This window comes from Mesorhizobium sp. NFR06, from assembly GCF_900115245.1.
In the GTDB taxonomy this organism is placed as follows: Bacteria; Pseudomonadota; Alphaproteobacteria; order Rhizobiales; family Rhizobiaceae; genus Mesorhizobium.
This window is the reverse complement of record NZ_FOVT01000014.1, coordinates 13012-34044: the sequence shown is the minus strand read 5'-3', so window position 1 is coordinate 34044 and position 21033 is coordinate 13012. Positions and strand designations below refer to the sequence as shown.

Here is a 21033-nt window from a genome sequence, read left to right as displayed (position 1 = left end):
CATGGCCGCAAACATCAATGGCGGCAGGGCGCAACCTGCCGTCGAAAAATTATCAGGAAACGACAAGGCGGCGGACTGGATGTGTCCGCGCGGCTGCGCTGTCGTGCCCGCGGGCATCATGCCCCGGGGCTCTTTCGCCACCTTGCCGATTCACCGGAAAGAGGGAAAACAGACGCAACCAGTCTCATTCGTGGAGAAAGCCGGAAGGTCCGGCCCAAGCGCCTATAGGGCTGCATATGGACGAGTCCGGCCCGAAAAGCAAGGGCCGCATGTTGCAATGCAGCAAAAACAGACCGATGGCAGCGCTTGCGCTCCCCTGCCCTCGCGATTACCACAAACCACCGATCGAACGGGGAACCGGGCAATGAAAGACGTGCTGAAGGAACTCGAGCGCCGCCGCGAGATCGCCCGCATGGGCGGCGGCAAGGACCGCATCGAAGCCCAGCACAAGAAGGGCAAGCTCACCGCCCGCGAGCGGATCGCGGTCTTCCTCGACGAAGGTTCGTTCGAGGAGTTCGACATGTATGTCGAGCACCGCTCGACAGATTTCGGCATGGAGAAGACCAAGATCGCCGGCGACGGCGTCGTCACCGGCTGGGGCACCGTCAACGGCAGGCCGGTCTATCTCTTCGCCAAGGATTTTACCGTGTTCGGCGGCTCGCTGTCGGAAGCGCATGCCGAAAAGGTGGTCAAGGTTCAGGAGATGGCGCTGCGCAACCGCGCGCCGATTATCGGCCTCTATGACGCCGGCGGCGCCCGCATTCAGGAAGGCGTGGCCGCGCTCGGCGGCTATGCCGAGATTTTTCAGCGCAACGTGCTCGCCTCCGGTGTCATCCCGCAGATTTCGCTGATCATGGGGCCTTGCGCCGGCGGCGACGTCTATTCGCCGGCCATGACCGACTTCATCTTCATGGTGCGCGACACCTCCTACATGTTCGTGACCGGGCCTGACGTGGTGAAGACGGTGACCAACGAGACGGTAACCGCCGAGAGCCTCGGCGGCGCTTCGGTCCACACGACAAAATCTTCCATCGCCGACGGCGCCTATGACAACGACGTCGAGGCGCTGTTGCAGATGCGGCGGCTGGTCGACCTGCTGCCGGCGTCCAATACCGCCGAGATCCCTGAGATCGAGTGCTATCAGTCGGTGACGGACCATGACCTTTCGCTTGATCGGCTGATCCCCGACAATGCCAACAAGCCCTATGACATCAAGGAACTGATCCTGAAGGTTGCCGACGAAGGCGATTTCTTCGAGATCCAGCAGAGCTTTGCCAAAAACATCGTCACCGGCTTCGGCCGGGTCGAAGGACGTACGGTCGGCTTCGTCGCCAACCAGCCGATGGTGCTGGCGGGCGTGCTAGATTCGGATGCGAGCCGCAAGGCGGCACGCTTCGTGCGTTTCTGCGATTGCTTCTCCATCCCGATCGTCACCTTCGTCGACGTCCCGGGCTTCCTGCCGGGTACCGCACAGGAATATGGCGGGCTGATCAAGCATGGCGCCAAGCTGCTGTTCGCCTATGCCGAGGCGACCGTGCCGAAGATTACCGTCATCACCCGCAAGGCCTATGGCGGCGCTTATGACGTCATGGCGTCCAAGCATCTGCGCGGCGACATGAACTACGCCTGGCCGACGGCGCAGATCGCGGTGATGGGCGCAAGGGGCGCGGTCGAGATCATCTATCGCAAGGACATCGGCGATCCGGAGAAGATCGCTGCTCATACAAAGGCTTACGAGGATCGTTTCCTGTCGCCCTTCGTCGCCGCGGAACGCGGCTATGTCGATGAGGTGATCATGCCGCACTCGACGCGCCGCCGCCTGGCGCGGGCGCTGCGCATGCTGCGCAACAAGGACATGCAGAACCCTTGGAAGAAGCACGACAACATTCCCTTGTGAAATATCTCCATCGGCCGAAAGGATGACAACCGCTAACATGAGCGCGGAGACGAAATGCGAATAGCGCTTGCGGCCCAGGGCCTTATTCCGTGCAAAGGCTATGGCGGCATCCAGCGGCAGGTCGAATGGCTGACCACGGAGATGGTCAAGATGGGGCATCAGGTGACGTTGATCGCCGGCCCGGGATCGTCGCATCCGATGTGCGAGGTCCGCCACGCCGTCACCAATGACGAATGCCGCGCGGCTGTTCCCAGGGACACCGACATCGTCCATCTCCATGCCTGGAAGGTTGAGGTTCCCTTTCCGACGCTCAATACGGAACGCGGCCATCTGCCGGATTACCCGAGGCCGCAGCCGAACTGGAGCTTCATCAGCGCCCGCCATGCCGAGCTGCATGGCCGCAAGACCTTCGTCTACAATGGGTTTCCGGTGGACGCCTATCGGCTGGCGCCTTCGAAGAACGACCATCTGTTTTTCATGGCAGCCATCGCGCGGGCCGGAAAGGGCCTCAACCGAGCGGTGGACCTCGCGAAAAAGTATGATTTCAAGCTCGATATCGCCGGCGGTTCGCGCTGGAAGCTGCTTGGCCGCAGCAAGACCCGCCGCGAGGGCGTCTTCTTCAAAAGCCTGTCGTCCCGCTTCCGCTACCACGGCATGGTCGACGGCGAACCGAAGGTACGCCTGTTGGGCGAGACCAAGGCTTTTCTGAACCCGATTTCCTGGGAAGAGCCTTTCGGCAACGCGCCGGTCGAATCCATGCTGTGCGGTACGCCGGTTTTGACGACGGCGCATGGCGCGCTGCCCGAAACCGTCGATGCCGATACCGGGCGCTTCTTCGACACGGACGAGGAGTTCGCGCGCGGGTTCGGCGAAATCGGCGGTTTGTCGGCGCAAAGATGCCGCGAATCCGCGGCAGACCGGTTTCCGATCCAGAAGGCGGCGAAAGCCTATCTGCAACTCTATGCCCGCATCCTTGATGGCGAAGCGCTTCCGTGACAAATCACCGTCATGCTTGCCATCGGCAGCGACTGTTCCGGATCGAAAAGGTAGCGTTTGTTGCGTCCCATCCTCGTCTTCTGCCTGCCGGCGATCGGTGATTTCATCCGTTGCCACTCGGCGATCCAGATCCTCGCCGAGAAATTTCCTGGGCATCCGATCGACGTTGCCACCTCGCCTCTTGCCGCGCCGCTGGCGCGGCTCATGCCGCATATTCGCAAGACCTGGATCGTGGAGAAACATTGGAAGCCGGGGCTGAAAGAACGGGCACGCCTGGCGCGTGAACTTCGCGAGGAGGTTTACCAGGCAGCCTACATGCTCACCAGCAGCACCAAGGCGGCGCTTGTGCCATGGCTCGCCGGCATACCCGAACGCATCGGCTATCCGCGCGAGTTCCAGTTCGGCATGGTCAACCGCCTGCCGGCCGGCTGGCTGAAGAGCTTCGTGGCGTTCGGCCCGCGCAAGACGAGATTGTTCGAGCAAGTCTGCGCGATCGCGATGCTGGGCGAGAAGCCTGCCGACGACATGCGTCTGCCTCCGCCGCAAATGGCGGTTTCGGCCGAGGAAGTTTCGGATTGGCGCGCCCGGCACGGGATCGATCCGGCGCGGCCGGCGCTGGCGCTTTACACCTCGGCGTTCACCAACTTTCGCTCATGGCCGGCGGAGCGTTTCACATCGGTAGCGCAGGACCACGCAAGGCGCGGCTGGTCGGTATGGATCGTCGGCGGTCCGCGCGAACGCGAGGCCGCCGGCCGGATCCGCGCCGAGTTCCCGGAGGCAGTGGATTTCACGTCGACACCGCAACTCACCGATGCCATATGCCAGATTGCTGCCTCGACCGTGTTCCTCGGCGTCGACGGCGGGCTGTGCCATGCAGCCGCGGCTTTGGGCGGACCTTGTGTGCTTATCTTCGGATCGAACCGCTCCTATGAGACCGGACCGGTGAACGACCAGGTCAGGTTTCTCGAGCCGCCAATTTCGACGCCGAGCTGGGTTTACGATACGCGCGGCGTCAGCGAGGAACGGGTTCTTGCAGCTTTGGCCGACGCTGTTGCGCAGGCGCGCCGCAAGCAGGAAGCCTGAAAACCCGATCCTCTGGGGCCTCGCCAAAGCCGGCATTCACCTCCGGTCTGAGCGAAGCGGCCAAGGGAAAGACCGCGACGAGGAACACCAACCTCTCATCGGGCAGTGCTCTCCATCAGTTCGCGGAGAACCGGCACCATGGCCAGAGGCAGGTCCTCGGCTATCAAACCCGGCCCAAAGCGACGGCCGGCTTCGGCATGAATCCAGACCCCGGCGCAAGCCGCCTCGAAAGCCGGCATGCCCTGGGCAAGCGAGCCCGCGATAATGCCCGCCAGCACGTCGCCCGAGCCGGCCGTGGCAAGCCAGGCAGCGCCATTGCTGTTGATCGCCGCGCGACCATCCGGCGATGCGATCACGCTGTCGGCGCCCTTATAGACGATCACGGCGTTGGAGCGCTGCGCGGCGGCGCGCGCCTTGGCCAGTTTCGATAGGGCCTTGTCGCCGGCAATGTCCGCAAACAGCCTGCCGAACTCGCCCTCATGCGGCGTCATGATCAATGCCGGCGCGTCCGGCCTGCCGGCTGCCTCGAACAGCGTCGAGGCCGCATTGCGAAAGGACGTGATGCCGTCGGCGTCGAGCACAAGGCCCTCGCCGCGGCCGCCCTGGCGTTTCTTGGCGAGCACGGCAAGGGTGAAATCACGCGCCTTGTCACCGATGCCGAAGCCGGGGCCGAGGACAAAGGTGGACGGCCGGCGATCGCCGATAACGTCGTGGACGTCCTCGATCGCGTCGACCTTGCGCAGCATGATCGAGGTGAGATGCGCCGCGTTGACTTGCATGGCGTTTGCCGGCGAGAGCACGGTGACGGCTCCTGCCCCGCTTCTTGCCGCCGCAAGCGCAGAAAGGCGCGCCGCGCCCGTTGCCGATGGCCCGCCCGAAAAGACGCCGGTATGACCGCGCTTGTATTTATGCGCGTCGACCGCCGGCACGGGAAAGTTCGCGATCCAGAGCCCGGGCCGGTTCTCGAAGGCACGTGGCGCGACCTCGTCGATAATCTCGTCACGAATGCCGATGTCGGCCACTACGGTCTCGCCGCATCGCTCGCGGCCGGGCAGAAGCAGGTGCCCGGGCTTTTTTCGTGCGAAGGTCACCGTGAGGATCGCGCGAAAGGCCGAGCCGAGAACGTCGCCGCTGTCGCCGGAAACGCCCGAAGGCAGGTCGACGGCCACCACCGGCAGATCGAGTTCCGTCACTGCCTGAACCGCCTTGGCGGCATCGCCCGAGAGGGGCTTTGACAGGCCGGCTCCATAGAGCGCATCGACGACGAGCGAGCCGGGTTCCGCCTGAAAGGCCGATAACGGCTTTCGCTCGATCCGACAGTCGGCGGCCGCCCGCGCGGCGTCGCTGCCTGTCCGCGGTTCGCCCGACGCCCACAGGACCACATCGACGCCGGCCTCGGCCAGCAACCGCGCCACGACATAACCGTCGCCGCCATTGTTGCCGGGGCCGCACAGCACATGCACCCTCGTCGCGCCTGGGTAGCGCGCCAGCACGACCGCGGCGACCGCCTCGCCGGCGCGTTGCATCAATCCGTAGCCGTCGAGCGGCCCGGCCGCTATCGCCAACTTGTCGGCCTCGGCCATTTCGGTTGGCGACAGAAGTTCATTGCGCATGGGATTGCCGATCATCATGCGATCAAGCATTGTCCAGTTTTCGGTTCGACGCAAACCATCGCGACCGCGCATCGTCCTGCAAATACGGTCGCATCCGAGGGGGGTTCTGCCTGGAAATTGCGCTGTCTGCCCATTTTTTGCGCAGACGCGGGGAGGAGCGATGTAATAGGTTTGGGCGTCCATGACGCATCCGATGCAGCGGATGACGCGAATTTACATCCGAACGCGGCACGGGATCGAAAACGCCCTGCGCCGTCTGTATTCCTCTGGGTTGGCACAGTTCGTGCTAGATGAAGGCGCAAGCGGGGCACACAACCCGTCTTCTTGGCAGTGGAGGCCACTTTCTACATGAAAAAGATCGAAGCGATCATCAAGCCATTCAAGCTGGACGAAGTGAAGGAAGCGCTTCAGGAGGCCGGACTGCAAGGCATCACCGTCACCGAGGCCAAGGGTTTCGGCCGTCAGAAGGGACATACCGAACTCTATCGCGGCGCCGAATATGTCGTCGACTTCCTGCCCAAGGTGAAGATCGAGGTGGTGCTCGGCGACGAGGCTGTCGAAGGCGCCATCGAGGCTATCCGCAAAGCGGCGCAAACGGGCCGCATCGGCGATGGAAAGATCTTCGTCTCAAATATAGAGGAAGTGGTGCGCATCCGCACCGGCGAGACCGGCATCGACGCCATCTGACCGACCCTTCACCATTCCGGACGTCATCACACAGGGAAGAAACAACATGACGACAGCCAAAGACATCATGAAGCAGATTAAGGATAACGACGTGAAATTCGTCGACCTGCGCTTCACCGATCCGCGGGGCAAGCTGCAGCATGTGACGATGGATGTCGTCGAGGTCGAGGAGGACATGTTCGCCGACGGCGTCATGTTCGATGGCTCCTCGATCGCCGGCTGGAAAGCGATCAACGAGTCCGACATGGTGCTGATGCCGGATACCGACACCGTCCATATGGATCCGTTCTTCGCCCAGTCGACCATGGTCATCCTGTGCGACATCCTCGATCCGATCTCCGGCGAGGCCTACAACCGCGATCCGCGCGGCACCGCCAAGAAGGCCGAGGCCTATATGAAGTCGGAGGGCATCGGCGACACCATCTATGTCGGCCCCGAGGCCGAGTTCTTCGTGTTCGACGACGTCAAGTACAAGGCCGATCCGTACAACACCGGCTTCCGGCTGGACTCGACCGAATTGCCGTCCAATGACGACACCGACTACGAGACCGGTAATCTCGGCCACCGTCCGCGCATCAAGGGCGGCTATTTCCCGGTGCCGCCGGTCGATTCGTGCCAGGACATGCGTTCTGAAATGCTGACCGTGCTCGCCGAAATGGGCGTGCGCGTCGAAAAGCATCACCATGAGGTCGCGGCCGCCCAGCACGAGCTCGGCATCAAGTTCGACACGCTGGTGCGCAACGCCGACAAAATGCTGATCTACAAGTATGTCGTGCACCAAGTCGCCAACGCCTACGGCAAGACGGCCACCTTCATGCCGAAGCCGGTGTTCGGCGACAACGGCTCGGGCATGCACGTGCACCAGTCGATCTGGAAGGGCGGCAAGCCGACCTTCGCCGGCAACGAATATGCCGGTCTGTCGGAGACCTGCCTCTATTACATCGGCGGCATCATCAAGCACGCCAAGGCGATCAACGCCTTCACCAACCCGCTCACCAACTCCTACAAGCGTCTGGTGCCGGGTTACGAAGCGCCGGTGCTGCTTGCTTATTCGGCGCGCAACCGCTCGGCCTCCTGCCGCATTCCGTTCGGCTCTTCGCCGAAGTCGAAGCGCGTCGAGGTCCGCTTCCCCGATCCGGGCGCGAACCCCTATCTCGGCTTCGCCGCCATGCTGATGGCCGGCCTCGACGGCATCAAGAACAAGATCCACCCGGGACAGCCAATGGACAAGGATCTTTACGACCTGCCGCCGAAGGAGCTGAAGAAGATCCCGACCGTCTGCGGCTCGCTGCGCGAGGCGCTGCAGAACCTCGACAAGGACCGCGGCTTCCTGAAGGCCGGCGGCGTCTTCGACGACGACCAGATCGATTCCTACATCGAGCTGAAGATGGCGGAAGTCATGCGCTTCGAGATGACCCCGCACCCGGTCGAGTACGACATGTACTATTCGGTCTAAGCTTCTGATCGGACGCTGAAATCAAGCCCTTGGAGGTAGCCGCCTCCAAGGGCTTTTCATTTCGGAGACGGGTTTCGCGCTCCGTGGTGTTTTCCTGGACGCTGATTTCAGGTCGAATCGACCCGGAATCCGTCTCTAGGCCCGCGAGCGAACGTTTCTGCGCAGATTCAAAGCGGCAGGCGTCGCGCCACTTCGGCGAGGATAACCAAAAAAGGCCCCGGCGTTTTCCACCGGGGCCTTTGTCATTCCGATCACGCAGCGGGCCTGCAAGCCCGAACCATGAAAGCGATCAGGCGGCGGCCGAAACCTTCGCGTCGGTCGAAACCTGCGAGATTGTCTTCAGCACCTGCGAGGCGATCTGGTAGGGGTCGCCCTGCGAGTTCGGGCGGCGATCTTCCAGATAGCCCTTGTAGTCGTTCTTGACGAAGGAGTGCGGCACGCGGATCGAGGCACCGCGGTCGGCGACACCGTAGGAAAACTTGTTCCACGGCGCGGTCTCATGCTTGCCGGTCAGGCGCTTGTCGTTGTCCGGGCCGTAGACGGCGATATGATCCATCAGGTTCTTTTCGAACTGCGCCATCAGCGCCTCGAAATAGGCCTTGCCGCCGACTTCGCGCATATACTTGGTCGAGAAGTTGCAGTGCATGCCCGAGCCGTTCCAGTCGGTGTCGCCGAGCGGCTTGCAATGGAACTCGATGTCGATGCCGTATTTTTCGGTCAGGCGCAGCAGCAGGTAGCGCGCCATCCAGATCTGGTCGGCGGCCTTCTTGGAGCCCTTGCCGAAAATCTGGAACTCCCACTGGCCCTTCGCCACTTCGGCATTGATGCCTTCGTGATTGATGCCGGCGGCCAGGCAGAGGTCGAGATGCTCCTCGACGATCTGGCGGGCGACGTCGCCGACATTCTTGTAGCCGACGCCGGTGTAATACGGGCCCTGCGGCGCCGGATAGCCGCTCTCGGGGAAGCCGAGCGGACGACCGTCCTTGTAGAAGAAATACTCCTGCTCGAAGCCGAACCATGCATCCTCGTCGTCGAGGATGGTCGCGCGGCTGTTCGATTCATGCGGGGTGACGCCGTCGGGCATCATGACTTCGCACATGACCAGGATGCCGTTGGTGCGGGCGGGATCCGGATAAAGCGCGACCGGCTTCAGCACGCAGTCGGAGCTGCGGCCCTCGGCCTGGTTGGTGGAGGAACCATCGAAGCCCCACAGCGGCAGCTGCTCGAGCGTCGGGAACTCGGCAAACTCCTTGATCTGGGTCTTGCCGCGCAGATTGGGGGTCGGGGTGTAGCCGTCGAGCCAGATATACTCGAGCTTGTATTTGGTCATTCCAGTGCCTCTCGTTGCTTGGACGCCACCATGGCGGCATCAACGCATGGCCGGGCCAAGCCGGCCTGCCGATCGTTAAAAAGCAAATCGTATGCCACTCGCCTCTCGGCGGGTGCGGCAAAATGTTCTTGGCAAGGCGTTGATTTTGCTCAGCCATCTCAGCAATGCGTTCGGATCGCTCAGTCGACGGTTTTGCTTAAATCATAGGCAAAATATGATCTTTTCGTAGGCATATTGCCTAAAGGAATCGCAGAACCTATTTTGGCGGAAAGCTGAATCGATAGGCCCCTGGAAAGCAAGGAGGGCAGCCAATGCAAGTCATGCAACCGCGCCCGTCGGCAAAAGTCCTGATGTTCCCGCTGGCAGCACGCAAGTCTGCCTTAAATTTAGGCGCCAAGGCGAAATTCGCGGCAGAACTTGCTGCGCTCCGCGGCGAGCATGCGGACTTCGACGGCTGGTACCACGAAGCGGCTATCGAGGAAGAAAGCCAGCGCAAAAGCTGACCTCCCCTCTTTCAGGTTTCGACAATGAAAAAGCCCGGCGTGATCGCTCACGCCGGGCTTGTGTTTGCAGAGGGTCGATCGGCTACTGCTTGGCGTGAAGGTCAGTACCGAGGGTGTCCCTGACGAATATCATGCCGATGACGAGCGACATCGCCGCGATGATCACCGGATACCAGAGGCCGTAGTAGATATCGCCCTTATAGGCGCTGAGCGCGAACACCGTCGCCGGCAGCAGGCCGCCGAACCAGCCGTTGCCGATGTGGTAAGGCAGCGACATGCCGGTGTAGCGAATGCGGGTCGGGAACATCTCGACCAGGATCGCGGCGATCGGTCCGTAGACCATGGTCACGAACACCACCAGGATGAACAATATGGCGATCGTCAGCGGCCAGTTGATGGCTGCCGGATCGGCGACCATGGCGAACGGACCGCCGCCCGGAATGTTGTAGACGGTGACTTCGGGCGCGCCGGCCGCCTCGTCCTTGGTCAGCAGCTTGTCGGCGATCGCCTTGTCTGTCGGAACCGTCGTCTTCTCGCCACCACGGATGGCTGCGGCGTCGAGCTTCAACTCCGGATTGGCCGCGATGAAAGCGTCGAGTTTCTGATCCGGCACCTTGGCCGCTCCACGCTTCAGCGGATAGCCGCCATCCCGCAAGGACGTGTTGACCGCCTTCTGGAAGACGGCCTCCTTGGCCTTGGCTTGGTCGCCGGCGGCGACGGCGTCGTAGGACTCCACCGTCTCGTTGCCGATCTTGACCGTGGCCGCCGTGCCAGGTGCTGCCGTCGAAACGACGTCGTAAGGCACCGAATTCTTGGTCAGGAAGGAGGTCGCGATATCGCAGGATGTGGTGAATTTCGCCGTGCCGACCGGATTGAACTGGAACCTGCAGTCGCCGGGTGCCGCCGTCACCGTCGCCCGCGTGTTCTGCTGGGCGGTGGCCAGGGCCGGATTGGCGGCCCAGGTCAGTGCCTTGAACAGCGGGAAGGTGCACACGATTCCCAAAGCGAGGCCGGCCATGATGATCGGCTTGCGGCCGATCTTGTCGGACAGCCAGCCGAACACGACGAAGAAGATCGAGCCGACGGCGAGCGCGATGGCGATCATGATGTTGACCGACTGCGGATCGACCTTCAGCACGTTCTGCAGGAAGAACAGCGCGTAGAACTGGCCGTTGTACCAGATAACGGCCTGGCCCGCGGTGAGGCCGAGCAGCGCCAAAAGCGCGATCTTGGCATTCTTCCACTGGCCGAAGGCTTCAGACAGTGGCGCCTTGGAGCCCTTGCCTTCATCCTTCATGCGCTGGAAAGTCGGCGATTCCGAAAGCGACAGCCGGATCCAGATCGAGATGCCGAGCAGCACGAACGAGACTATGAAGGGAATGCGCCAGCCCCAGGCAGCATAGGTTTCCTTGCTCAGCGAACCCTGGACGATCAGGATCACGATCAGCGACAGGAACAGGCCGAGCGTCGCCGTCGTCTGGATCCAGGACGTGTAATAACCGCGGCGGTCGTCGGGCGCGTGCTCGGCGACATAGGTAGCGGCACCGCCATATTCGCCGCCGAGCGCAAGGCCCTGCAGCATGCGCAGCCCGATCAGGATCACCGGCGCCGCGATGCCCAAGCTGGCATAGCCCGGCAGCAGGCCGACCAGGAAGGTCGACAGACCCATGATGGTCATGGTGACGAGGAAGGTGTACTTGCGGCCGACCAGGTCGCCGATGCGGCCGAACACCAGCGCGCCGAACGGGCGAACGAGGAAGCCGGCGGCAAAGGCCAGCAGCGCGAAAATGTTGCGGGTTGCCTCGGGGATGGTCGGGCTGAAGAAGGTCGCGCCGATGAACGCGGCCAGCGAGCCGTAAAGATAGAAATCGTACCATTCGAAAACGGTGCCGAGCGAGGAGGCGAAGATGACTTTCTTCTCCTCCCGCGTCATGCCGCGGCTGGTTCTGCCGGCGGTTGAAGCCATTGCCATTGAAATTTCCTCCCGTGAGATCCCGTCTGTCCTCGATGGCCGCGCGCCACTGTCCGCGCTCCTGCGAACGCGGACTCGAAAACCGCAGCCAACGACGGAAAAAATGACAGAAAGGGCGGGCGAAAGGCACCGCGACGATGGGATTATGACTTTGGTATTAGGTGCAGTGCGAAAGCCGCGCGGCGCCTGGAGATGCTCAGCGCTGGTGGGCGATGATCCATCCCAGGTTGTTCCGCGTAATTCCGGACGGAAGGTCGATGCGAGGTCGCCGAGCCTGACCACTGCGCACTATTCCTGGAATTGCTCAGGCCTGCAGCGCCTCGAGCAGGCTGACCGCCGCCATCATGTCGCGTTTGCGGGCCGAGCGGCGCGCGACGGCTTCTGCATCCTGGCCCCAGTGCTCGATCTGCCAGTCCTCGTCGACATGGCCGGCGGCCCAGGCTTCCTCGCCGTCGAGCTCGCCGAAATCGACAGCCAGCGCCAGCAGAGCCGAACCGGTCAGCGCCGTCATGACATGGATGGCGGCCAGCCGCATCGGCTCGGAACGCTGGTCAAGATGCGCGCCGAGGACGGCGATGGCTTCGCGCGGCTGCTCGACATGGATGACGCCTTCGGCGAGGTTGAAGCGCGCGCCGAGGCGGCTGCGCGCCCAGTCCAGCACCGGATCCCATAGCTTGTTCTGACGGTCGACCAGGCCTAGCGGAGCGTCGGCCCGATAGCAGAGCAGATCGGACGAGGCGAAGCGCAGGACATCCTCCAGCACCGCTTGCGGATCGGAGGCGACGCCGTCGATGGCGGTGTTGGCAAGCCGCATGACCGGCATCGTCACGGGATCGATGACCTCGCCCTGCGCCCTGAATTCATCGGCCACCAGCTCGGCGGCCTTTTCGGTCGGCAGCACCATCAGGGCCTTGCCCGGCGTGCGCACCGGCCTGCCGTCGAGATGCACGGCAAAGCCATTTTCGACCGGCACAGCCGAAGCAGTCTTGTAGAAGCGCTTCGGCAGCGGCGTCTTCATCTGGATCTGTGCGCGGCGCACGGGATCCGGATCGGAAAGCTGCTTTCCGGCTTCGAGGTCGTTGAGGATGTCGCGCATATCGAACTCCTTATGCAGGGACCTGTTTGCGCGACGGCCGGTTGACGATCATCAGCCCGGCCGCGATCAGGCCAAGCGCCAGGAAAATCCTCAGTGTCGGCGGCTCGCCCAAAAGCACCGCGCCGCACAGCACACCGAACACCGGCGACAGGAAGGCGAAGCTGGACAGGCTTGCCGCCGGATAGCGCCTGAGCAGCCAGAACCACAACACATAGGTGAAGGCCACAATATAGAAAGACTGAAACATGAGCGCCAGTGTCGGCAAGGTGGCAACCGCTCGGATCGGCGGGCCGGCGAAAGGCATAACCAGCATTCCGACAATGGCGGCGCCGGCAAGCTGATACAGCAACAGTTTTTCGGCGCTCGTCTCGACCAGCTTCGACCGCTTGATGACGATGCTGGTCATCGCCCAGAGAACGCCGGAGCCGAGACTGAGCAGATCGCCCATCAGCGTGGCGTCGTTGCCGGCGACGATGCCGTCGAAGAACACCGCTACCAGGCCGCAAAAGGCGAGAACAAGACCGCCGAGCTTGCGCGCATTGATGCGTTCGCCGAGCAGGAAATGGCCGCCGATCAACACCCAGAACGGCATGGTGTTGACCAAGAGCGTGTTGCGGGCAACGGTCGTGTATTCGAGCCCGATGTAGAGACAGAGGAATTCGACGCCGAAGAGCACACCCACGGCGACGCCGGCGGTTAGCGTGCCGTCCGCATCGAACAGCTTGATGCCGCGCAGCCGGCACCAGGCGAGCACGCAGGAACCGCCGATGATCGAACGCGCGATCGAGACGAAAACCGGGTCATAGCCGGCGTAGGAGACCTTGGCCGCGACGTAGTTCAGCCCCCAGGAGAAGGTCAGGCCGACCATGATCGCCGCCGCCGCCAGGTCGACCGCATCGCGGCGGTCGAGGGTGTCGGCGGAGCCGCTCAACCGTCGTGCTCCGCGCCCTGCTCGTCGAAGCCGATAAGGTTCCAACTCTGGCGCATATGCGGCGGGATCGGCGCGGTCACGTCGATGATGCCCTTGTCGGGATGTGGAATGACGATGCGGCGGGCATGCAGGTGCAGCCGGTTTTGAATGCCGCCCGGAAAATCCCAATTGGTGTCGGCCTCGAAATATTTCGGGTCGCCGATGATCGGGCAGCCGATATAGGCGGCATGGACGCGAAGCTGGTGGGTGCGGCCGGTATAGGGCTCCATCTCCAGCCAGGTCATCGTCTGCGCCGCCTGCTCGACGACCCGGTAGTAGGAGACGGCGTGATCGGCGCCTTTTTCACCATGCGCGGCCACGCGCACGCGGTCGCCGTCGGGCGTCGCCTCCTTGATCAGCCAGGTCGAGATCTTGTCCTCGCGCTTCGGCGGCACGCCCTTGACCAGCGCCCAATAGGTCTTCTTCGTCTCGCGCGCCCGGAACGCTTCCGACAGCTTCATGGCGGCAAGACGGGTGCGGGCCACGACCAGCACGCCTGACGTGTCGCGGTCGAGGCGGTGAACGAGGCGCGGCTTCTCGCCCTTCTGATTGCGCCAGGCCTCAAGCATGTCGTCGACATTGCGCGTGACGCCCGAGCCGCCCTGCACGGCCAAGCCCGCCGGCTTGTTGAAGACGAAGACCTTCGGGTCCTCGTGCAAAAGCATCTTGGCGAGCACGTCGGCATCGCCCTGGTTGCGGATCGAGTGGCCGGTGAGCGGAGCGTCGCCTTTCTTGTCGACGTCGAGCGGCGGAATGCGCACCGTCTGACCAGGCTCGACGCGCGTATCGGCCTTTACCCTGCCGCCGTCGACGCGGACCTGGCCGGAGCGCAGAAGCTTCTGCAGATGGCCAAAGCCAAGGCCCGGAAAATGGACCTTGAACCAGCGGTCGAGCCGCATGCCCGCCTCGCCGGCCTCCACCGTGATCTGTTCAACACCTGCCATGGATACGCTTTTCCATTTGAAAGCGGCGCCATAGCACTAAGACGGGCCGGTTGCGAGCCAAAGACCCAGAACCGTACAAAGATCACGCCAAAAAGCATTGCTGCGCCGCGGATGCCTCAGTTGGCGGCTGCCTTGGGCTTGGACGAGCCGATCATCTTCCAGTTCTTGTAGAAGACGGAATTGATGCGTTCGACGCTGACCGAGACGATCGCGAGAAGGCCAGCGATCAGCCTCGGGAACGGGGACGGACGGATGATGTCGACGAAGACACAGTAGCGACGGCCGTCATATTCGTTGACCGAGCGGTGAAACAGCGTGTCGTCGAAGATGAACAGCGGGTTGTCGTACCAGTAGTTCTTCTTGCTGCCGCACTGAACGAATATCTCCGCCTTCACCGGAATCAGATTGTAGAGGATGCGCAGGCTGAGCCGGAGCGGACCGAAATGCCAGGACGTGGATTCGCGCTTGCTGAAAACCGATACAGCTATCGTCTTGATGTATTTGTAATCCTTGTTGAATTCGGGAACGTTGTCGATCTTGTGCTTGCCGTACCACTGGTAGACGTACATGCCGCGCCGGCCGGCACCGAAATTGGCGTCGATGTCGGCGATGATCTCATCCTTGCGCGCCTTGAAGACGCCCAAGACCTCGTTGATCTCGCGCTGATAATCCTCCGGAAACTGCTCCGGCTTCCACACGCCGGGATTGCGGTAGCAGAGCAGGTCGACGATCAGGTTGAACGGCGAAAGCAGCCAGGTAAACAGGCCGTTGCCGAGGAAATAGCGCTCGAAAAGGTTCCGGTCCTTCTGGTCGTTGCGCATGACGTCGATCAAGCCACAGACGACCCAGATCGTCGTCAGGATGGGGATGAAATAGAAGGCCAGCGCGAGAACCACGACTGCAATCGCAGCCTTGCGAAGGGTCTTGACGGTTTGCTTTGTCATTGCGTTGCGCGCGGGTGCGCGATCCTGTTTCCATGAGCCAATCACGGCACTGACCCCCGCCAGCCGTGCGCCTTGATAGGATTTTTTGTTTCCCGGCACAATGCCGGTCGCTCGGCTCCGGCGGCCGGCTAGCCAAATATTTGGAGTATGCAACTCCACTTCAACTCAGTGCGCCGCCGGCAGGCCGAGCCTGTCCCATCTTTGCGTGGGATCGGATTGCCGACCAGGGATTCGAAGCCCACGGTGAAATCTCGCTTCGAAATATGCCGACGGCCGGGCCGCGCAACTCAGCCGTTCCGTTCGCCGCGCAGCTTTGCCCAGTATTCCAGCCGCTTGCGGATATCGCGCTCGAAACCGCGCTCCGGCGGATCGTAGAAAGTGCGGCGGCCCATCTTTTCCGGAAAATAATCCTGGCCCGAAAACGCATCCGGCTCGTCATGGTCGTAACGATAGCCGGCGCCGTAATCCTCCTCTTTCATCAGCTTGGTCGGCGCATTGAGGATATGCTTCGGCGGCAGCAGCGAGCCGAACTCCTTGGCGGCCGCGGTCGCAGCCTTGAAGGCCGTGTAGACGGCATTCGATTTCGGCGCGGTGGCGAGATAGACGGCGGCCTGGGCGAAGGCGAGCTCGCCCTCTGGCGAGCCCAGATAGTCATAGGCGTCCTTGGCCGCATTGGCGACGACAAGCGCTTGGGGATCGGCGAGCCCGATATCCTCCACCGCCATGCGCACCAGCCGGCGGCCGAGATAGAGCGGATCCTCGCCGGCATCGAACATACGGGCGAGGTAATAGAGGGCGGCATCAGGATCGGAGCCGCGCACTGATTTATGCAGCGCCGAGATCAGATTGTAGTGGCCGTCCTGGCCCTTGTCGTAGATCGGCGCGCGGCGCTGGATGACGCGCTGCAGGCCTTCCGGGCCGAACACTTCGCCTTTTTTGGCGGCGCGCCAGACTTCCTCGGCCAGCGTCAGCGAGGCGCGGCCGTCGCCATCGGCCATGCGGATGAGCATGGCGCGCGCCTCTTCATCGAGCGGCAGCGCCCTGCCCTCGGTCTCTTCTGCGCGCGCCAGAAGCTTGGCGATGCTTTCTTCGCCCAGCGAACGGAACACGAGCACGCGGGCGCGGGACAGAAGCGCCGCGTTCAGCTCGAAGGACGGGTTCTCCGTGGTGGCGCCGACCAACACCACTGTGCCGTCTTCCATCACGGGCAGGAAGCCATCCTGCTGGGCGCGGTTGAAGCGATGGATCTCGTCGACGAAGAGCAATGTCTGGCGGCCGTTGGCGCGCCTCAGCTTGGCCGTCTCGAAGACCTTCTTGAGGTCGGCGACGCCGGAAAACACCGCCGATATCTGCTCGAAGGCGAGATTGGTTTCGCCGGCCAGCAGCCGGGCCACCGTTGTCTTGCCGGTGCCGGGCGGGCCCCAGAAGATCATCGAGCCGAGCGAGCCGGACTCAATCAGTCTGGTCAGGGCGCCGTCGGGGCCGGTCAGATGCTCCTGGCCGACGACCTCGCCGAGGTTCTTCGGGCGCAGCCGGTCGGCAAGCGGCCGGCCAGGCGACGGCTTTTCCGGTTCATCTGCGCTGAAGAGATCCGCCATGCACGTCTTCGAAGCTGGAGGACGATCCCTTGGATCGCCTCAATAACGCAATACCTGGCGCAGTATCTGCCCGCCACGCTCGACGGTAAAGCGCCACCAGCGCGTGTCCTGCTGGGCGACCTGTGCCAGCGTTGCCGCGGTGTCGATGGTGGTTCCGTTCACCTCGCGCACGATATCGCCGGCCTGGAAGCCGAAATCGGCGGCCGGGGAATCGCGGTTGATGTCGACCACGGTGACGCCTTTGAGATCGGTGCGAAGGCCAAGGCGCTGGGCAAGCCTAGGCGACAGTTCCGCTACCTTGGCGCCGGAAAAGGGACTACGGCCACGCAAGGTCACCTCGCTGGGCTTGGCGCCTTCGGGCGCGCGCTCCAGCGGGATTTCGAGCGTTGCCTGCTGGCCCTTGCTCAGCACGGCGAAGGTCGCCTTGGTGCCGATCGACAGCGTCGCCATGCGATAGTCGAGCGCCTCGATGCTTTCGACCGGGGTGTTGTTGAGCGACAGGATGACGTCGCCCGCCTTCAGCCCCGCCTTGCCGGCAGGTCCCGCGGCGTCCACGGACGACACCAATGCGCCGGTCGGCTTCTCCATGCCGAGCGATTCAGCGATCTGCGGGGTCACCAATTCGAACTCGGCGCCGACATAGGGCCGCTCGAAGAAGTCGAGACCGGCCTTGGCGGCGTCGGCAAAGGCGCGCACCATGTTCGAGGGAATGGCGAAGCCGATGCCGATAGAGCCGCCGCTGCGGCTGTATATCGCCGTATTGATGCCGACCAGTTGGCCGCCCATGTTGATCAGCGCGCCACCGGAGTTGCCGGGGTTGATGGCGGCATCGGTCTGGATGAAATAGCCCGAATCCGAAACGCCGATGTGACTGCGCGCGAGAGCCGAAACGATGCCGCTGGTGGTGGTCTGGCCGACACCGAACGGATTGCCGATAGCCAGCACAAGATCGCCGACCTCGAGCGCGTCGGAATCGCCGATGGCGATCACCGGGAACGGCTTGTCGGCCGAAATCTTGAGCACGGCGAGGTCGAGCGTCTCGTCCTTGAGCATGACCTTTGATGTGAACTCACGTCCGTCGGCGGTCGCGACCTTCACCTCATCGGCATCCTTGATGACGTGGTAGTTGGTGACGATCACGCCGCTCGGATCGACCAGCACACCTGAGCCCAGCGAAGACTGCGCGCGCGGCTGGGCGCGGCCGAAGAACTCCTCGAAGAAGGGATCGCCTTCGAATGGCGAGACCACCTTGGCGGTCTGCGAGGCATAGACGTTGACGACAGCGGGCGCCGTCTGCTTGACCAGCGGCGCGAAGGACAATTGCACCTCCTCGCGGCCGAACGGCACGCGCTTGTCGGGCCCGGACGTGCCGTTCTCGCCTTCGACACCATGCAAGAGATCGGTCAGCACGTCGGAGAGGCCAGGATCGGCCGGCTTGGCGGCATCCTCGGCCCAGGCCTGTCTTGCGGCTGGTGTCGCGGCGAAGCTGGCCAGCGCGCAAACCGCAACAAGAAACAGTCGTTTGAGGCGCATTTTCGAATCCTTCCAAATCGGGCGCCATTGTCCCCACGATTGTGCGGAATGAAAGGCTAAGGCGATGAAATCGAATTATTTTCAGCCAGTAACCGGCTATCGCCGGATCTGCAATCGGCTGCCGTCGTCAATATGATCAAAAAGCAGCCTGCTTCGTTTCGCGATTTTCTCACGACCGGCATGCCGGGACGCTTGTCTCCCTTGGACCTTCGTTTGGCGGTCACGGGCCAGGACTATTTGGATATGCTTCGCTAACCGCGAACGCAAAAGGGGCCCGCAGGCCCCTTCAAGTCATTGATGAAAACGCTTGGCCTCAGGCGGCCGCGGCTTCCTCGTTGGCGCCTTCCGCCTCGAGGCGGGCGCGGTCGGCAGCCCCCTTGGCCGAGGTGTCGCGGTCGACGAATTCGATGACCGCCATCGCGGCGTTGTCGCCCTGGCGGAAGCCCGCCTTCATGATGCGCAGATAGCCGCCGTTGCGGGTGGCGTAGCGCGGGGCGATGGTGTCGAACAGGCGCTTGACGACGCCTTCATTGCCGATCTGCGCGATCACCTGGCGGCGGGCGTGCAGGTCGCCGCGCTTGCCGAGCGTCACCAGCTTCTCGACGATCGGACGCAGGTCCTTAGCCTTCGGCAGGGTGGTGACGATCTGCTCATGCTCGATCAGCGAGACGGCGAGATTGGCGAACATCGACTTGCGATGGCTGATGCTGCGGGCGAACCGGCGGCCCTTAAAACCATGGCGCATGGCTCTTCTCCTGGTGTTGTGGGCGGTTGGCCCGGCTGTTTCGTTTGTGAATGGTCAACGGTGAATGGTGAATGGAAGGGCTCTACCTCTCCGAAGCCGCCACCCGGCGACCATTCACCATTTCACCATTCTCAATTCACCGCTCAGTATTGATCTTCGTAACGCTTGGCGAGGTCTTCGATGTTTTCCGGCGGCCAGTCCGGCACTTCCATGCCGAGATGGAGGCCCATCGCCGCCAGCACTTCCTTGATCTCGTTCAGCGACTTGCGACCGAAGTTCGGGGTGCGCAGCATCTCGGCTTCGGTCTTCTGGATCAGGTCGCCGATGTAGACGATGTTGTCGTTCTTCAGGCAGTTGGCCGAACGCACCGAAAGCTCGAGCTCGTCGACCTTCTTGAGCAGCGCCGGGTTGAAGGCGAGCTCGGTGACGGCTTCGGTGGCGACTTCCTTCTGCGGTTCGTCGAAGTTGACGAACAAAGCGAGCTGGTCCTGCAGGATGCGGGCGGCGAAAGCCACCGCGTCCTCACCCGAGATCGAACCGTTGGTCTCGATGGTCATGGTCAGCTTGTCATAATCGAGAACCTGGCCCTCGCGGGTGTTCTCGACCTTGTAGGAGACCTTCTTGACCGGCGAATAGAGGCTGTCGACCGGGATCAGGCCGATCGGCGCGTCCTCGGCGCGGTTGCGCTCGGCCGGCACGTAGCCCTTGCCGGTGTCGACGGTGAACTCCATGCGGATCTCGGCGCCCTCGTCCAGCGTGCAGATGACGTGGTCGGGGTTGAGGATCTCGACGTCGCCGACGGTCTGGATGTCGCCTGCCAGCACGGCGCCAGGGCCCTGCTTGCGAACGACCATGCGCTTGGGCCCATCGCCTTCCATGCGGATGGCGATTTCCTTGATGTTGAGCACAATGTCGGTCACGTCCTCGCGCACGCCGGCGATGGACGAGAATTCATGCAGAACGCCGTCGATCTGCACGGCAGTCACAGCCGCGCCGCGCAGCGAAGACAGAAGCACGCGCCGCAGCGCGTTGCCCAGCGTCAGGCCAAAGCCGCGTTCGAGCGGCTCGGCCACCAGCGTGGTCAGCGTCTTCTTCTTCGACGAGAACTCGATCTTGTTCGGCTTGATCAGTTCCTGCCAGTTTTTCTGGATCATAAATATCTTCCTTCCTTTGCCCCGCCACCATCCAATCGTGGCGGGCGACACGGAAAACCGCGGAGGAACGCCCTGGCGTTCGCGCGGCGTTTAAAAAATCAGACGCGGCGCTTCTTGCGCGGACGGCAGCCATTGTGCGGGATCGGCGTCACGTCACGGATCGAGGTGATGGTGAAGCCTGCCGCCTGCAACGCGCGGAGAGCCGATTCACGACCGGAGCCGGGTCCGCAGACCTCGACCTCGAGCATGCGCATGCCGTGTTCCTGCGCCTTCTTGGCGACGTCCTCAGCGGCCATCTGAGCAGCGAACGGGGTCGATTTGCGCGAACCCTTGAAGCCCTGGGCGCCGGCCGACGACCAGGCTATCGAATTGCCCTGCGCGTCGGTGATGGTGATCATGGTGTTGTTAAAGGTCGAATTGACGTGGGCAACGCCCGACGAGATGTTCTTGCGTTCGCGACGGCGAACACGAGCGGCTTCCTTGGCCATGGTAGTCCTTTCAGTTGATCTCTA

18 protein-coding genes are annotated in these 21033 nt (G+C 62.7%); 6 read left to right on the top strand and 12 right to left on the bottom strand.

From position 1 onward, the window contains the following. The first annotated feature begins 364 nt into the window (after nt 1–364). From F3H96_RS22310 to waaF, 3 genes are read left to right on the top strand one after another with little or no spacing between them, the layout of a single operon-like run. Nucleotides 365–1897: an acyl-CoA carboxylase subunit beta gene (locus F3H96_RS22310; protein ID WP_149803862.1), complete on the top strand. Its 1533-nt coding sequence runs from the start codon at nt 365–367 to the stop codon at nt 1895–1897. Nucleotides 1898–1951: 54 nt separating this feature from the next. After that, nucleotides 1952–2893 (top strand): glycosyltransferase, encoded by a 942-nt coding sequence (locus F3H96_RS22305; RefSeq protein ID WP_149803861.1) that lies wholly within the window; start codon nt 1952–1954, stop codon nt 2891–2893. 60 nt (nt 2894–2953) lie between these two features. Next, nucleotides 2954–3976 (top strand): lipopolysaccharide heptosyltransferase II, encoded by a 1023-nt coding sequence (gene waaF / locus F3H96_RS22300; protein WP_149803860.1) that lies wholly within the window; start codon nt 2954–2956, stop codon nt 3974–3976. A 95-nt stretch (nt 3977–4071) separates the two neighbouring features. On the opposite strand, the gene F3H96_RS22295 is transcribed toward waaF, so the two are convergent. Next, nucleotides 4072–5589, bottom strand: a complete 1518-nt coding sequence (locus F3H96_RS22295) for an NAD(P)H-hydrate dehydratase (protein ID WP_149803995.1) — start codon at nt 5587–5589, stop codon at nt 4072–4074. Nucleotides 5590–5937: 348 nt separating this feature from the next. Between F3H96_RS22295 and F3H96_RS22290 the strand changes: the two genes are divergently transcribed. Together F3H96_RS22290 and glnA are read left to right on the top strand one after the other, a co-directional pair. Further along, nucleotides 5938–6276, top strand: coding sequence for a P-II family nitrogen regulator (locus tag F3H96_RS22290; RefSeq protein WP_018428041.1), 339 nt, complete (start codon nt 5938–5940; stop codon nt 6274–6276). A 46-nt stretch (nt 6277–6322) separates the two neighbouring features. Next, entirely contained in the window at nt 6323–7732 is a 1410-nt protein-coding gene (gene glnA, locus F3H96_RS22285; RefSeq protein WP_149803859.1) for a type I glutamate--ammonia ligase, read from the top strand. Nucleotides 7733–8021: 289 nt separating this feature from the next. On the opposite strand, the gene F3H96_RS22280 is transcribed toward glnA, so the two are convergent. Next, nucleotides 8022–9062, bottom strand: a complete 1041-nt coding sequence (locus tag F3H96_RS22280) for a glutamine synthetase beta-grasp domain-containing protein (protein WP_149803858.1) — start codon at nt 9060–9062, stop codon at nt 8022–8024. A 311-nt stretch (nt 9063–9373) separates the two neighbouring features. Here F3H96_RS22280 and F3H96_RS22275 point away from each other — a divergent pair, with 311 nt between their 5' ends. Continuing rightward, nucleotides 9374–9565, top strand: a complete 192-nt coding sequence (locus F3H96_RS22275; protein WP_149803857.1) for a DUF2735 domain-containing protein — start codon at nt 9374–9376, stop codon at nt 9563–9565. An 82-nt stretch (nt 9566–9647) separates the two neighbouring features. On the opposite strand, the gene F3H96_RS22270 is transcribed toward F3H96_RS22275, so the two are convergent. The 10 genes from F3H96_RS22270 to rpsK all read right to left on the bottom strand — a co-directional run bounded on the left by F3H96_RS22270 (nt 9648) and on the right by rpsK (nt 21009). Then, complete coding sequence (locus tag F3H96_RS22270; protein WP_149803856.1) at nt 9648–11537, bottom strand: MFS transporter; 1890 nt, start codon at nt 11535–11537, stop codon at nt 9648–9650. A 304-nt stretch (nt 11538–11841) separates the two neighbouring features. Further along, nucleotides 11842–12633: an ATP12 family chaperone protein gene (locus F3H96_RS22265; RefSeq protein ID WP_149803855.1), complete on the bottom strand. Its 792-nt coding sequence runs from the start codon at nt 12631–12633 to the stop codon at nt 11842–11844. 10 nt (nt 12634–12643) lie between these two features. Next, the gene (locus tag F3H96_RS22260) at nt 12644–13564 is read right to left on the bottom strand and encodes a DMT family transporter (protein ID WP_149803854.1); all 921 of its coding nucleotides are present in this window, start codon (nt 13562–13564) and stop codon (nt 12644–12646) included. Then, entirely contained in the window at nt 13561–14547 is a 987-nt protein-coding gene (locus tag F3H96_RS22255; protein ID WP_149803853.1) for an RluA family pseudouridine synthase, read from the bottom strand. Before F3H96_RS22255 ends, F3H96_RS22260 begins: the two co-directional genes overlap by 4 nt. Nucleotides 14548–14663: 116 nt before the next feature. Continuing rightward, a complete protein-coding gene (locus F3H96_RS22250) occupies nt 14664–15491 on the bottom strand; it encodes an aspartyl/asparaginyl beta-hydroxylase domain-containing protein (protein ID WP_149803852.1) in 828 nt (275 codons plus the stop codon). A gap of 287 nt (nt 15492–15778) precedes the next feature. Then, nucleotides 15779–17089, bottom strand: a complete 1311-nt coding sequence (locus F3H96_RS22245) for a replication-associated recombination protein A (protein ID WP_149803851.1) — start codon at nt 17087–17089, stop codon at nt 15779–15781. Between the two features lie 39 nt (nt 17090–17128). Continuing rightward, nucleotides 17129–18622: a DegQ family serine endoprotease gene (locus tag F3H96_RS22240; protein WP_149803850.1), complete on the bottom strand. Its 1494-nt coding sequence runs from the start codon at nt 18620–18622 to the stop codon at nt 17129–17131. Nucleotides 18623–18935: 313 nt separating this feature from the next. Continuing rightward, entirely contained in the window at nt 18936–19367 is a 432-nt protein-coding gene (gene rplQ / locus F3H96_RS22235; RefSeq protein ID WP_149803849.1) for a 50S ribosomal protein L17, read from the bottom strand. A gap of 143 nt (nt 19368–19510) precedes the next feature. Then, nucleotides 19511–20521, bottom strand: a complete 1011-nt coding sequence (locus tag F3H96_RS22230; RefSeq protein WP_040994640.1) for a DNA-directed RNA polymerase subunit alpha — start codon at nt 20519–20521, stop codon at nt 19511–19513. Nucleotides 20522–20619: 98 nt separating this feature from the next. After that, entirely contained in the window at nt 20620–21009 is a 390-nt protein-coding gene (gene rpsK, locus F3H96_RS22225) for a 30S ribosomal protein S11 (protein ID WP_006205444.1), read from the bottom strand. Nucleotides 21010–21033 lie beyond the last annotated feature (24 nt).

What these genes read in the sequence shown, in the direction of transcription:
- F3H96_RS22310 (WP_149803862.1), top strand. Translation starts at nt 365, where the DNA reads ATGAAAGACGTGCTGAAGGAACTCGAGCGCCGCCGCGAGATCGCCCGC.
- F3H96_RS22305 (WP_149803861.1), top strand. Translation starts at nt 1,952, where the DNA reads ATGCGAATAGCGCTTGCGGCCCAGGGCCTTATTCCGTGCAAAGGCTAT.
- F3H96_RS22295 (WP_149803995.1), bottom strand. Translation starts at nt 5,589, where the DNA reads ATGCGCAATGAACTTCTGTCGCCAACCGAAATGGCCGAGGCCGACAAG.
- F3H96_RS22290 (WP_018428041.1), top strand. Translation starts at nt 5,938, where the DNA reads ATGAAAAAGATCGAAGCGATCATCAAGCCATTCAAGCTGGACGAAGTG.
- glnA (WP_149803859.1), top strand. Translation starts at nt 6,323, where the DNA reads ATGACGACAGCCAAAGACATCATGAAGCAGATTAAGGATAACGACGTG.
- F3H96_RS22280 (WP_149803858.1), bottom strand. Translation starts at nt 9,062, where the DNA reads ATGACCAAATACAAGCTCGAGTATATCTGGCTCGACGGCTACACCCCG.
- F3H96_RS22275 (WP_149803857.1), top strand. Translation starts at nt 9,374, where the DNA reads ATGCAAGTCATGCAACCGCGCCCGTCGGCAAAAGTCCTGATGTTCCCG.
- F3H96_RS22270 (WP_149803856.1), bottom strand. Translation starts at nt 11,537, where the DNA reads ATGGCAATGGCTTCAACCGCCGGCAGAACCAGCCGCGGCATGACGCGG.
- F3H96_RS22265 (WP_149803855.1), bottom strand. Translation starts at nt 12,633, where the DNA reads ATGCGCGACATCCTCAACGACCTCGAAGCCGGAAAGCAGCTTTCCGAT.
- F3H96_RS22255 (WP_149803853.1), bottom strand. Translation starts at nt 14,547, where the DNA reads ATGGCAGGTGTTGAACAGATCACGGTGGAGGCCGGCGAGGCGGGCATG.
- F3H96_RS22250 (WP_149803852.1), bottom strand. Translation starts at nt 15,491, where the DNA reads ATGACAAAGCAAACCGTCAAGACCCTTCGCAAGGCTGCGATTGCAGTC.
- F3H96_RS22245 (WP_149803851.1), bottom strand. Translation starts at nt 17,089, where the DNA reads ATGGCGGATCTCTTCAGCGCAGATGAACCGGAAAAGCCGTCGCCTGGC.
- F3H96_RS22240 (WP_149803850.1), bottom strand. Translation starts at nt 18,622, where the DNA reads ATGCGCCTCAAACGACTGTTTCTTGTTGCGGTTTGCGCGCTGGCCAGC.
- rplQ (WP_149803849.1), bottom strand. Translation starts at nt 19,367, where the DNA reads ATGCGCCATGGTTTTAAGGGCCGCCGGTTCGCCCGCAGCATCAGCCAT.
- F3H96_RS22230 (WP_040994640.1), bottom strand. Translation starts at nt 20,521, where the DNA reads ATGATCCAGAAAAACTGGCAGGAACTGATCAAGCCGAACAAGATCGAG.
- rpsK (WP_006205444.1), bottom strand. Translation starts at nt 21,009, where the DNA reads ATGGCCAAGGAAGCCGCTCGTGTTCGCCGTCGCGAACGCAAGAACATC.